Annotated in this window: 15 protein-coding genes; 13 read left to right on the forward strand and 2 right to left on the reverse strand. The window is 31.5% G+C overall.

Translation table 11 applies throughout. The features are described from left to right. Window positions 1-11 precede the first annotated feature (11 nt). The 13 genes from OREMA_RS0114175 to OREMA_RS0114235 all read left to right on the forward strand — a co-directional run bounded on the left by OREMA_RS0114175 (window position 12) and on the right by OREMA_RS0114235 (window position 12,609). Entirely contained in the window at window positions 12-1,175 is a 1,164-nt protein-coding gene (locus tag OREMA_RS0114175; protein ID WP_018249905.1) for an ABC transporter permease, read from the forward strand. 175 nt (window positions 1,176-1,350) lie between these two features. Further along, entirely contained in the window at window positions 1,351-2,001 is a 651-nt protein-coding gene (locus OREMA_RS0114180) for an ABC transporter ATP-binding protein (protein WP_018249906.1), read from the forward strand. Window positions 2,002-2,073: 72 nt separating this feature from the next. Then, entirely contained in the window at window positions 2,074-2,751 is a 678-nt protein-coding gene (locus OREMA_RS0114185) for an FMN-binding protein (protein WP_018249907.1), read from the forward strand. A 374-nt stretch (window positions 2,752-3,125) separates the two neighbouring features. Continuing rightward, window positions 3,126-3,341: a FeoA family protein gene (locus tag OREMA_RS0114190; protein ID WP_018249908.1), complete on the forward strand. Its 216-nt coding sequence runs from the start codon at window positions 3,126-3,128 to the stop codon at window positions 3,339-3,341. A 598-nt stretch (window positions 3,342-3,939) separates the two neighbouring features. Then, window positions 3,940-5,790, forward strand: coding sequence for a ferrous iron transport protein B (feoB, locus tag OREMA_RS0114195; RefSeq protein ID WP_018249909.1), 1,851 nt, complete (start codon window positions 3,940-3,942; stop codon window positions 5,788-5,790). A gap of 215 nt (window positions 5,791-6,005) precedes the next feature. After that, entirely contained in the window at window positions 6,006-6,146 is a 141-nt protein-coding gene (locus tag OREMA_RS19080) for a hypothetical protein (protein WP_166667966.1), read from the forward strand. Between the two features lie 204 nt (window positions 6,147-6,350). Beyond that, a complete protein-coding gene (locus OREMA_RS0114200; protein ID WP_018249910.1) occupies window positions 6,351-7,109 on the forward strand; it encodes an outer membrane beta-barrel protein in 759 nt (252 codons plus the stop codon). Window positions 7,110-7,259: 150 nt separating this feature from the next. Beyond that, complete coding sequence (locus tag OREMA_RS0114205) at window positions 7,260-7,673, forward strand: nucleoside recognition domain-containing protein (protein ID WP_018249911.1); 414 nt, start codon at window positions 7,260-7,262, stop codon at window positions 7,671-7,673. 13 nt (window positions 7,674-7,686) lie between these two features. After that, a complete protein-coding gene (locus OREMA_RS0114210) occupies window positions 7,687-8,169 on the forward strand; it encodes a nucleoside recognition domain-containing protein (RefSeq protein WP_018249912.1) in 483 nt (160 codons plus the stop codon). 98 nt (window positions 8,170-8,267) lie between these two features. Continuing rightward, window positions 8,268-9,188 (forward strand): DMT family transporter, encoded by a 921-nt coding sequence (locus OREMA_RS0114215; RefSeq protein WP_018249913.1) that lies wholly within the window; start codon window positions 8,268-8,270, stop codon window positions 9,186-9,188. Window positions 9,189-9,364: 176 nt separating this feature from the next. Further along, window positions 9,365-10,390 carry a BamA/TamA family outer membrane protein gene (locus tag OREMA_RS0114220; RefSeq protein ID WP_018249914.1) on the forward strand — a complete coding sequence of 342 codons (1,026 nt, stop codon included), beginning with the start codon at window positions 9,365-9,367 and terminating at the stop codon, window positions 10,388-10,390. Between the two features lie 80 nt (window positions 10,391-10,470). Further along, window positions 10,471-11,487 carry a low-specificity L-threonine aldolase gene (gene ltaE / locus OREMA_RS0114230; RefSeq protein ID WP_018249916.1) on the forward strand — a complete coding sequence of 339 codons (1,017 nt, stop codon included), beginning with the start codon at window positions 10,471-10,473 and terminating at the stop codon, window positions 11,485-11,487. A gap of 243 nt (window positions 11,488-11,730) precedes the next feature. Continuing rightward, a complete protein-coding gene (locus OREMA_RS0114235; RefSeq protein ID WP_018249917.1) occupies window positions 11,731-12,609 on the forward strand; it encodes a shikimate dehydrogenase in 879 nt (292 codons plus the stop codon). 31 nt (window positions 12,610-12,640) lie between these two features. Here the strand turns inward: OREMA_RS0114235 and OREMA_RS0114240 are convergent, their stop codons facing one another. Next, window positions 12,641-12,874: a hypothetical protein gene (locus OREMA_RS0114240; RefSeq protein ID WP_018249918.1), complete on the reverse strand. Its 234-nt coding sequence runs from the start codon at window positions 12,872-12,874 to the stop codon at window positions 12,641-12,643. A 67-nt stretch (window positions 12,875-12,941) separates the two neighbouring features. Next, the gene (locus OREMA_RS0114245; RefSeq protein WP_018249919.1) at window positions 12,942-13,130 is read right to left on the reverse strand and encodes a hypothetical protein; all 189 of its coding nucleotides are present in this window, start codon (window positions 13,128-13,130) and stop codon (window positions 12,942-12,944) included. Window positions 13,131-13,244 lie beyond the last annotated feature (114 nt).

Below are 13,244 nucleotides of genomic sequence, written 5' to 3' on the forward strand. Positions count from 1 at the left end.
GATGTGATGTTATGAAAAAGTGGAAGATGTTCTTTAGAATGATATCTCAGGCACTAAAGGAGAGAAAATCAAGGGTAGCGATTGTATTTTTTGCTATAGTAGTTGGAATTGGAGTGATCTCTGCTCTATTTAGTGTTTATTATGATATTAATATTAAGATGAGTAAGGAATTAAGAACTTATGGGGCAAATTTAGCTTTAAAACCTAGTGTTGATACTTCTCAAGAGATTCTCCTTGAAGATTTAGAGCAGGTAGTTGCAGAATTTAGCCAAGAAGAGTTAATTGGTTATAGACCTAACCTTTATGGGATAGCAGAGGTAGAGTCTAAGAAGTCGGTATTTAAAAGTACTAAACCTGTGGTTTTAGTAGGTACTTGGTTTGAGCAAATTGCTAAGATTAATCCTTACTGGCAGGTTGAAGGTGAATTACCTATAAATCATGATATTAAGGATGAAGTAGTTATTGGACAAGATGTTGCTGAAAAATTAGGATATGATATAGGTGATGAATTGAAGCTTGCTACCAAGAATACTTGGGGTAGTGAGAAGTTTATGGTTACTGCTATAGTAGAGACTGGAGATGATGCTGATAGCCGTATCTTTGTCAATCTGTCAGTAGCTGAAAGATTATTGGATACAGAAGGTAAGATTAATACAGCTTACTTGAGTGTAATTAGTAAGGGAGAAGATTTAAGGACTAAAGTAACTGAGATAAATGAAAAGTTATCATCAGTAGGTTTAGAGACTATTCAAAAGATTGCCAAATCTGAAGCAAAGGTTTTAGATAAGATTAAATCATTAATGTACTTAGTTGTAATGGTAATTTTGTTATCTACTATTCTTTGTGTATCAACGACCATGATGACAATAGTTGCTGAACGTAAAGAGGAGATTGCCCTCAAGAAGGCTTTGGGTGCTGATAGTAAAGATGTAATAATTGAATTCTTAATGGAAGCAATTATCTTAGGTGGAGTCGGTGGTTTGATCGGTTATGGTTTAGGATTCTTAGGAGCACAGTTAATTGGAAAGAGTGTCTTTGCTTCAGCTATCTCCTTTAGAAGTATGGTGCTGTTCTCTTCCTTTATCTTATCAATTGTGGTCTCCTGTATAGCATCTACTTTACCAGTAAGTAGAGTAGTGGATATCGACCCAGCAGTTACGTTGAAGGGAGAATGATTAACGTACAATGTACAGTTTACAATTGACAATTAAAATCTTTAAAGCCAATTCATAATAAGAAATTAATGCAATATTTGATTACCTATAGTTTAATTAATTTTCTGAAGAATTTAATCTTTTAATTGTAAATTATACATTGACAATTGTAAATTATAAAGGCGAGGTGTTAAAGATGGGTTTAATTACATTAGAGAGTGTATCAAAGATTTATGAGGGTGATGTAAGAGCCTTAGATGATGTGAGTTTAGAGATCAAGCATGGTGAATGGATCTCTGTTATGGGACCTTCAGGTTCTGGTAAGAGTACAATGTTGAATTTGATTGGCTGTATGGATACCCCAAGTTTAGGTGCAGTTAAGATAGATGGAATTGATATATCTCAATTGAATAAAAAAGAACTAACAAAAGTACGACGTGAAAAGATAGGATTAGTCTTTCAACAGTTTCATTTGGTACCTTATCTTACAGCTGTAGAGAATGTAATGGTAGCTCAATATTATCATAGTATGGCTGATGAAGAAGAAGCATTAAAAGCTTTAGAAAGAGTTGGCCTAGATCATCGTGCTAATCATCTACCTAAAGAATTATCTGGTGGGGAGCAGCAAAGGGTATGTATTGCTAGGGCATTAATTAATTATCCTAAATTAATCTTGGCTGATGAACCGACAGGTAATTTGGATAAAGAGAATGAACGAATAGTACTGGATTTATTTGAAGAGTTACATGAACAAGGTCATAGTATTATGATGGTAACCCATGATCCTAAAGTTGGTCAGTTGGCTGAAAGACAGATTAATTTAGAGTATGGGAAATTGGCAAAGTAGGAAGTTGTTAATCTTTGTACTACTAACCTTTCACTGCTTACTAATCACTGATTTATAAAGGAGGTTATAAAAATGAAGAGGTTATCTAGTATATTATTAAGTTTAGTCTTATTTTTTGGAGGAATGGTTCCGACAGCATCTGCAAATAGTAAATATCGTGATGGTAAATATATTGCTTATGTAGCAGATGAGCATGGGGATATAGTGATTGAGCTAACTATAAATCGAGCTAAAATTGATAAGGTTGAGATTATTAGCCCGATAAAAAATGATAATTATCCGAATAAAGCAGCAATAGAATTTTATAATAAATTTCCTCAAGAGGTAGTTGATAAGCAATCTAATGAAGTTGATTTAATCTCAGGTGCAACAAAAAGTTATAATCAATATAGAAAGGCTACTGATATTGCTTTAGCTATAGCTTCAGGAAGATATGAGGGTAATGTATACTATGGAATTGCTAAAGATTATAAGGATCATGGTTATGTTTTATTAGAAGTAACAATTGAAGAAGATTTAATTAAAGATGTAGAGATTATTCCTGCTAGAGATGAAAAGATAGAAGAATTAGCAGGAAATAAAGGATTAAGATATCCATACTATCCTGCTAAGAAACTTTATAAAGATTTTCCTAAAACAGTTGTGAAAGAGCAATCCACAGATATAGATATAGTCTCTGGTGCTACTGTTAGTACTAAGGCATATAATGATGCTTTGAAGCGGGCTTTAGAACAAGCCGGATTAAATTAGTAAAACTTTTAAGTAACCCGATTCATCGGGTTACTTTTTTGTTTAGGGAAATTAGGCTTTTTTAGAGGTTGTGGATAACTTTTGATTTTATTTATTTAAAACATCAGAACGCTTTCTAATCCCCTTTTCATCTCAAGAGGGGGAAGAGTTTGACTTTTTAATTATCTAGGAAATTGTTTGATTTATAACTTAGCAAATATTAAAACATAGTAAATCTACAGATTTACTATGTTTTAATATGGAACTATAGCCATTATTTTATTTATGTATTGACTTCTAAAAAAGTATCCTTTATAATAATGGTAGAATAAATGAGAATGATTTTTATTTTGGTTATCATTGGAAACCGTTATCAATATATAGGAGGGACTAGTATGACTTTAGCAGATGTGAAAAGAGGAGATAAATTTCAGATTGAATTTATTCCTGATGACAAGATAAGAGCGCAGGCTATGAGGTTTGGAATTTCAGAAGGTTCTAAAGTTATTTGTCAAGAGAAAATACCAGGTGGACCAGTAATTTTAAAGAGAAACTTACAGGAAATTGCAATTGGAAGGAAATTAGCAGAAAAGATTAAGGTTGGAAAGTGATAAAATAGAAAAGTAAGCAACTAGATATAAAATAAGAGATAAGTAATAGGAGGAAGAAATGTAATGGACTGTTGTAGGGAATAAAAATGATATTTTTTTAGGTCATTTTTAGACCACGAAGTGTTCAAAGAACACGGAGGAAATAAGTAAGCGACTAGATATAAAATAAGAGATAAGCAATAGGAGGAAGAAATGTAATGGACTGTTGTAGGGAATAAAAATGATATTTTTTTAGGTCATTTTTAGACCACGAAGTGTTCAAAGAACACGGAGGAAATAAGTAAGCAACTAGATATAAAATAAGAGATAAGTAATAGGAGGAAGAAATGTAATGGACTGTTGTAGGGAATAAAAATGATATTTTTTTAGGTCATTTTTAGACCACGAAGTGTTCAAAGAACACGGAGGAAATAAGTAAGCGACTAGATATAAAATAAGAGATAAGCAATAGGAGGAAGAAATGTAATGGACTGTTGTAGGGAATAAAAATGATATTTTTTAGGTCATTTTTAGACCACGAAGTGTTCAAAGAACACGGAGGCAAATAGAAGGCAATAAATCTAAAAATAATTAGTAAACTATGGGAGGCGGAGATATAATGGATTGCTGTAATATAAGTCATCAGATTGATATACCAGAAGGTAGTAAAAAGATTGTATTAGCAGGTAACCCTAATGTAGGGAAGTCTATATTTTTTAACTCTTTTACAGGAATTTATGTAGATGTATCTAACTATCCAGGAACAACTTTGGATATTAGTTCAGGAAAGTATGAAGATGATGTTGTTATTGATACGCCGGGAGTTTATGGAGTATCATCATTTAATGATGAAGAGATTGTAGCAAGAGATGTTATTGCTTCAGCTGATGTAGTAGTAAATATCGTTGATGCAGTACATTTAGAAAGAGATTTGTTCTTAACTCAACAGGTTATTGATATGGGGATTCCAGTAGTAGTAGCTTTAAATATGATGGATGAAGCTCAAAAACATGGCTTAGAAATAGATGTTGATGCTTTGAGTAAAGAGTTAGGAGTACCGGTTATTCCAACAACGGCTACCAAGGGAGAAGGACTATCAAAAGTAAAAGAGGCTGTTTGGACTGCTAGTACTGGTAATAGTAGTTTAGAGTTAGAAGATGAACTAGAAGATGTAAAGTTCAAAGGTGTTAATCGTGCAGAGGCTTTATTAATTTTAGAAGGCGATCCTCATGTAGCTGAGAAATATAGTATAGAAGTTTTAGAACATAGAGAAGAAATATATCGTGCCAGAAGAGAAAGAGTAAATAATATTGTTGATAAGGTAGTTACTGAGACTAATGAAGGAACAAGTTTAAGAACAACTATAGGTCGATTGATGCTGAGGCCATTAACAGGTATACCAATGCTATTATTAGCTTTATATGGATTATATCAGTTTGTTGGGGTATTTATAGCTCAGACAGTGGTAGGGATTACAGAAGAGACCATCTTTATTGAGACCTATGAGCCTTTCATTAGAGGGATTGTAGCTAATATAGTTGATCCAGCTTCATTGATTGGTCAATTATTAATAGGAGAGTTTGGAATATTTACAATGGCTATCACTTATACTTTTGGCTTACTACTTCCATTGGTTATTGGCTTTTATCTCTTCTTAGCGATTTTAGAGGATTCAGGTTACTTACCAAGAATTGCGGCTTTAGTTGATAGAATGCTGACATCTTTAGGATTGAATGGTAGAGCTATTATTCCAATGTTATTAGGGTTTGGTTGTGTAACTATGGCTACAATTACAACTAGATTACTAGGTTCTAAACGTGAACGGATTATTGCAGTATTCTTATTAGGATTAGCGATTCCTTGTTCAGCCCAATTAGGGGTTATTGCAGGATTGATTGCTCCTTTAGGTGCTAAATTCTTTATGATTTATGTTGCTGCTATTTTTGTTGTTTATGTTTTAGCAGGAACTTTCTTAAATAAGATATTACCTGGTGAGTCTACAGATTTATTAATTGATTTACCACCACTTCGCTTGCCAAGAATTACTAATGTTATGCAAAAGACCTTTATCAAGTCTAAATCTTTTATTAAAGAAGCAGGTCCAATCTTTGCATTTGGTGCAGTAGCAATTACTTTAATGCAAGAGTTTGGAATCTTAGAGGCTATTCAAAATGCAGTAGCACCAATAACTGTAGGGTGGCTAGAACTGCCTAAAGAAGCTGCTACAGCATTTATCATGGGAATTGTTCGTCGTGACTTTGGGGCAGCAGGTTTAACAGATTTGGCTATGACATCAGCACAGACTACAGTAGCTTTAATTACAATTACATTATTTGTTCCATGTATCGCAGCAATGCTAATTATGATCAAAGAGAGAAGCTGGAAAGAAAGCATTTATATCTGGTTTGGAAGCTGGATTACAGCCTTTGTGACAGGTGGTATTGTAGCTAAGTTGTTGGCCTTATTTTAATAGAAGTAAATGAAAGTGTGGGTGTGAGTAGTTTCTAAAACTAGCTTATTACTCACACTTTTTTAATTTTTAAGTTAGATTTAATAGGTATAGTGCGATATTTTGGCCGCTAGCCTCTAGCTATTAATATTATAAGCCAACGGCTAGTAGCCAAAAGCTAGCAGCTAAAAATCTATAGTGTCAAATTCATATAAAATTATGAGGAGGTTAAACATATGAAATGTAACACCAACAAAAAAACAAGAATCTGCTCAGAATGCGGTTATGAGGTTAAAGATCAATCAGCAATTAGGTGTCCGCGTTGTTTTAAGATATTATTGAAGAAATGTTCGGAATGTGATGGTTGTGGGATATAAAAAATTCGAAAGTACAAATAGTTTTCTTCTGAGGAAGTAGTCTTAGCTTGGAAAAAAGTAACTTGCCTTTTAGGTGAAAAAGTAATTCTATTTCTAATATTTACTTCTTTCATTTTCTATCTCTCTGCGTTACAATAAATAAAGTAAGATAATTTGAATCACTGGTCAATTATAAAATGAAAATTACATAGAAAGGGTGTAATCATGAAAAAAATTGCAGTAATATTTGCAGCTTTAGTCATACTATTAAATACTGCAACAGTTTTTGCTAATGATCGAGTTGGTATGGGCTTTGATTATATGAAATTAAATTATAAGTTTAATAATAGTATTGATCAAGATATGGAATTGAAACAGGTTCGTGGAGCTATTAAATTCAGTGAAGACTTATCATTAGAAGCAGGGTATGCTTTTGGTGGCTATGATAGTTATACTTCTTCTGACTTGAAAGTATTTAATTTAGATCTAAAAAAAGACTTTAATCTAACTCCAAGCAGTGAAATTTATTTAGGAGTTGGAGGTAATTATTCTAAGTATGATACTAACTTCTTTGGAAGTGAGTTATTTAATATTAAAAGTAAGGATTTAGACCTATTGTTTGGTTTAGAATATAAATTAAATAATAGATTAAGTCTCTTTGCTGACGGAAGATATGGAATAGCAGGAGATTATCAAATTTATTCACAATATTTAAAGGAGCAAGAGTATACTCAAGACGGAAAGATCACAGATTATGAGTTAGCTGAGAGTTATGGTTTAGAAACTGGCTTAAACTTTGCTATAACAGAAGATTTAAAGGCAAAGTTAGGTTATACTATTAAGCATGATACTATTAATAATAAGTCTTATAGTGTAGCTGGAATTCAAGCAATTGATGGAAATGATGTAATTAGTAATTATAATTTCTTAAATGTTGATCGTTTCACTCAAGGAATTTTCTTTGGAGTAGAGACTAACTTTTAAAAGTAGTAGCTTATAAGCTACTACTTTTTTTATTAAAATCTATATAACTATTGATTATTATATATAATTAATTATAAAATAAAGAAAGTGGCTATTAATCTAATTAGTAGCAACATATCAATTTATTAAGTTAGATAGGGGGAAAAGAGAGTGGTAGAGACTATCAAAAGAGGAGTAAAGAAATCTTGGAATACTTATTTGTCATTGATTAAGATTATTATTCCTGTTTATATTTTGGTTACTTTTTTAAAACATACAGGAATTATTAGCTATATAGCAAATTTCTTTAGTCCATTGATGAAATTAGTAGGTTTACCTGGTGAAGCTGTAGTAGCTTTATTAACTGGCTATCTACTGAATATTTATGGTGGTATTGCAGTAATTGCTAGTTTAGACTTAGGTGCACGAGAGATAACTATTTTAGGTACTATGTTAGGATTAGCACATAGTTTGATTATTGAAGCAGCTATTATTAAAAAGATTAAAGTTAAATTGTTTCCCCTAGTAAGCTTAAGAGTGGGGTTATCATTATTAGCTGGAATAATCTTAAATATTATTTTATAAAGAGGTGAGAGTTATGGATTGGTCAGCATTCTTCTCTGAAGCTTTATGGGGAAGTCTGGATATGTTAAAGACGGTAGCAATGATTTTGTTTCCATTATTAATTGGAGTAGAGATAGTTGATAAACTAGGTTTTTTAGATAAGTTTTCTAGTCTATTTAATCCAGTTCTAAAATACTTTAAGTTATCCAAATATGCTAGTTTGCCACTAATTGTAGCCCAAGTTTTTGGTATTACATATGGTGCTGGTGTCATTATTAGAAGTGTAGAAGAAGATAAATTATCTGCTGATGAGTTGATGACTTTAGCAGTATTTTTGGTCATCTGTCATGCAGTAGTGGAAGATACCTTATTATTTGTTGCTATTGGTGGTAATGGATTAGTTATGTTAGGTAGTAGAGTAGCTTTAGCAATAGTAATAACTTATTTTTATACTAAGTATTTTGTAAAAAATTCTGAAATAGATGTTGAAGGGTTATCAGAAGTAGATTGTTGTTGACAAGAAAAATTTAGTCGGTTATTTTCAAGAGCTCTAAGAAATTATAAGAGAGAACTTAATTTCAATTATCTATAAGAAGAAGGGAGTAGAGATAAGATATGGAGCAGTTATTATCCAGAAGATTAAAGGCAGATTTAGCTTTATTATTTGTAGTAGTTATTTGGGGGAGCACTTTCGCAATAATGAAAGGGGTATTTGAGGTTATTACACCTTTTTACTTTTTAACCTTAAGATTTACTTTTGCAACCTTGGTATTATCTTTTGTTTTTCTTAATAGAACTAAAAAATTAAATTTAGATACATTAAAAAAAGGAGTTTGGACCGGTATTTTTCTCTTTGGGGGATATGCCTTACAGGTGACAGCTTTAAAATTGACCGAAGCCTCTAAGGTTGGATTTATCACTGGCTTAGCAGTAGTGTTAGTACCTATTTTATCAGCTTTAGTCTTTAAGAAGATACCAGAGCTAATGACAGTATTTGGAGTAGGTTTAGCCACTATAGGGCTTGTTTTAATGACTTTTAATGGGGAGATATTATTTAAGCTAGGTGACCTTTTAGTTTTAATATCTACTATTTCTTTGGCTATACATATCTTATTAGTTGATAAATATGTAAAGGATCAAGATCCTATTTTATTTGCTATTATTCAGATAGGTACTGTAGCTCTTTTAAGTTCTATTGTTTCAGCTTTTGAAGGAAGTTATGTATTAGTATCAGATATGAGTATTTGGATTAGTGTGATCTTTATGGGTGTTTTTGCAACTGCATTAGCTTTTATAATTCAAAATAAAGCTCAACAATTTACAACTCCAACTAGGACAGCTATTATTTTTATTATGGAGCCAGTTTTTGGAGCATTATTTGCTTATCTTTATTTAGGAGAGGTAATAAGTGTTAGAGGATATTGGGGAGGATTACTTATAGTATTAGGTATGTTATTTTCTGAGCTCAATTTTGCTAATCTTAAAAGAAGTTTAGCAAATAAGATAAATAAAAAAGAGATAAATGAGTTGAATTAAAAGGAAGAGACCTCAAGGAGGTTTTCTTTTTTATTTATCAATTAATTTTGTAGAATGTAGTATTGATATTTATTAGGAATTATAGTAAGTTTTAATTAAGATAAGTAATTATTATTGAGCTGTGTTGTGCTAATTAAAGATGAATTTAAAACTATAAAATAATAAAGGAGAATAAAATGCTCAAAAAAATTATTTTATTAATGATTTTAATTATTTTAACTACAACTAATATTTTAGCAGCAGAGCCAGAAACTAAGATTATTCGAGTTCCTATAATAGCTAGAAGTCCAGAGACAGGGGTTATTTTAGGAGGAATGGCTATCTATTTGAAGGAGGAAGAAGAGAAAAATTTAAAGGTAGATTTAGCGGCAATGTATACTCAAGAGAATCAAGCTAATCTATTTTTAAAGAGTTATAAAGGCTATGATGACAAAAAGTTAGAATTAGGCATTAGCTACCAAGATTGGATATCGAAATTTTATGGAATAGGAAATAATACAGATATTGATAATGAAGAAAAATATGATTCTAAAGGTTTTAAAGTAGAAGGGAGTATTAGCAAAGAAATAATTAACGATGGTTTTTTAGGCTTTATTACAAGTTATGAAGATTATAGGTTGAGCTTGAATAAAGAGATAGCAGGTATTGAAGAAAGTAAAGGCATTGATTTATTAAGCTTAGGGCTTAAGTATTCTTATGATACTAGAGATAGAAGAATGAATACAAGAAGTGGGCAATATTTTAACTATGAAGCAAAAACCTATTATCATGGCATGGATGATTATAAATTTTTCAAACATGATATAGACTATAGATTTTTTAAATCTATATCTAATGAATATACAATAGGTTTTCAAACTAAATTAGAGATTAATAGAGGAGAGATACCCTTTCAAAGTTTATCTTCTTTAGGTAATAGTAATATTATGAGAGGAGTTATAAATGGAAGGTACATAGATAAAAATAAGTTTGCTGCCCAGATTGAATACAGATATCCAATTCATAAAAAGTTTAGTGGAGTTGTTTTTGCTTCAATAGGAGAAGTATATGAAAAAGATTTTAAGACAGATCAATTAAAGGAGAGTTATGGTTTAGGATTTAGGTATAATCTAGACAAAGAATCAGGAATTAATATGAGACTTGATTTGGCTTTTGGCCAAGAGGAAAGCCAGTTTTATGTTAATATTGGAGAGTCTTTTTAATCTGAATATAAAAAAGGACAATCTAATAATAATCTTGAAAGAAGAAAGTGTTATCCACTTTGAAACGGAGGAAATTAGTGATGAATTTTATTGATTTAAGAAGTGATACTGTAACTCAGCCAACAGAGAATATGAGAACGGCTATGGTGACTAGTAAAGTAGGTGATGATGTTTATAAAGAAGATCCTACTATAAATAAATTAGAAAGAATAGCTGCTGAATTAGTTGGAAAAGAAGCAGCTTTATTTGTACCAAGTGGAACTATGGGGAATTTACTAGCAGTAATGACCCATACTCAACCGGGAAATGAAATTATCTTAGGGGCTAATGCTCATATCTTTCAATATGAAGTAGGAGGATTAGCTAAGATAGCTGGGGTACAGGCTAGAACTTTAGATGATAGTAAAGGAATTTTTTCTGCTAAAGATTTAAAGAAGTCTATTAGAGAAGAAGATATTCATTATCCTAAAACAGGATTAATCTGCTTAGAGAATACTCATAATAAGGCAGGTGGAGTAGCAGTTCCAAAAACAAAGATAGATGAAATTACTCAAATAGCTAAAGCTGAGAATATTCCAGTTCATTTAGATGGAGCAAGAATATTTAATGCAGCTACAGAATTAGATATAGCTATTGAAGAATTGCTTGCAGAGGTCGATACAGTTATGTTCTGTTTATCCAAAGGGTTATCAGCACCAGTTGGTTCTATCTTAGCAGGAAAATCAGATTTTATTGAAAGGGCTAGGAAGAATCGAAAGATGTTAGGTGGTGGAATGAGGCAAGCAGGATTTTTAGCAGCAGCAGGTTTAGTAGCTATTGAAGAGATGATAGAGAGATTAAAAAATGACCATCAATTAGCTAAAAAATTGGCTAGAGGTATAAATTCTAAAGTTGTTAGTCTTGAGTCTGTTAATAGTAATTTTGTAATCTTGAAGGTTAATGAAGAGTTATATGATACTAAAGAGTTAATAGAAGAGTTGGCTCAGCAGGGGATTAAGATTAGTTATTTTGGTCCAGGATTACTTAGAGCAGTTATCCATAATGATATTAGTAACGAGGATATTGATACTGTTATTGATTCCTTTTCTAAATTATAAAAATTTATCATTTAAAGTTAGACTTAAGGGAGAGTATGCGATATTTCAGTAACAAGTAATTAGTGGCGAGTAAGCAGTAAATAAATTAACTTGTCATCTGTTACTAGTTATTGTCATTTTATACTAATATAAAGTAATATTATAATGGTTAAAAGAACTGTTAACTGTAGCGAAGTATGAATGGGGGAATTGTTTTCCTCCTGAATATTGTAAATGGAAGACTTAATTAGAGGAGGAGTTAGTATGGAGAAGCTTATATTAGAAGGGAATTTAGCAGAGATGAAAGTAACAGGGTTGTTTGGTTATCCTGTTGAGCACTCTTTATCACCTGCTATGCACAATAATGCCTTTAAAGAATTAAATTTAAACTATCTATATTTACCTTTTGCTGTAAAAAAAGAGAATCTAGAAGAAGCGGTAAATGGAATGAGGGGAATGAATCTTAGAGGAGTTAATGTAACGATTCCTCATAAGCAAGAAGTTATTCCTTATTTAGATGAATTATCAGAAGAGGCAAAGTTGATAGGAGCAGTAAATACAATTGAGAATAGAGATGGGAAGTTAATTGGATATAATACCGATGGACGGGGTTTTATCAGGTCATTACGAGAAGAGGGTAACTTTGACCCTAAGTCCAAAAAGGCTTTATTAATTGGAGCTGGTGGAGCAGCAAGAGCTGTTGCTTTTCAATTGGCTTTAGAAGGGATTAGTGAATTGTATATCTCTGATTTAAATTTCGAGCTTGCTCAGAATTTAGCAAAGGATATTTCTAATAAATTAAATATTGCTAAGGTAGAAATTATTGATGCTATAGATTTAAATCAAACTGTTAGCAAAGTAGATTTATTAATAGATGCAACACCGGTAGGGATGTATCCAAAGGTTGATGTAAAGCCAGTAGTAAGTACTGGTTCATTGCATAAAGATCTTCTTGTTTATGATTTAGTATACAACCCACTAGATACAGTCTTATTAAAGGCTGCTAAAAGATCAGGAGCTAAAGCTGTTAGTGGATTAGGGATGTTACTTTATCAAGGAGCAATAGCTTTTGAGATTTGGACTGGAAAAGATGCCCCTATAGCAGTAATGAGAGAGGCGTTAGAGAAAGGATTAAAATATTAGAAAAACTCCCAGGTTTAAACCTGGGAGTTTTTTAATATCCATAGTATTTTTCTAGTATGCCAAAAATTTTATTTTTGATAGCAGAAGGAGCATTTTGGAAAGATATTTTTTTATTTTTAGGAGGTACTATAGAGCTGTCCCCCAAATAAGTACAACTTCCAATTGCATTAATTTTATATACTTTCTTTTCAACAACCACTGTATAATCTCGCTTATTTTCTATTATTTGAAAGAATGGTTCTTTAGAATAAAGCTGTTCTGACATTATACCACCTCTACAAATTATTTTACTAAGATTAGAAAAAATTAATGAATCAAACTTATTTTTTAGCTTAGATACAGCCTAGAGTCTTTTTAATATAAGATTTATTTGGATTTTTTAACATAATACATCCTTCTTTTTTATTATCAAACCAAATACATTCTTTTTGGCAGGAACTAGCACATATAATATCATCGGAATTTCTCTGTTTTTTTATTAAACTTTTATTAGCGATAAATAATATTGGACAGGCATACATTATCAGATCCTCCCTTAGTAATTATGTAATATAATTAATACTATTTTATATGTCTGCTAATATTATTATGTTATTTATTTGTAGAATAGAAGATAAATTTTATTAGTCCAACTT

The sequence above is a fragment of the Orenia marismortui DSM 5156 genome, assembly GCF_000379025.1.
GTDB classification, from domain to species: Bacteria; Bacillota; Halanaerobiia; order Halobacteroidales; family Halobacteroidaceae; genus Orenia; species Orenia marismortui.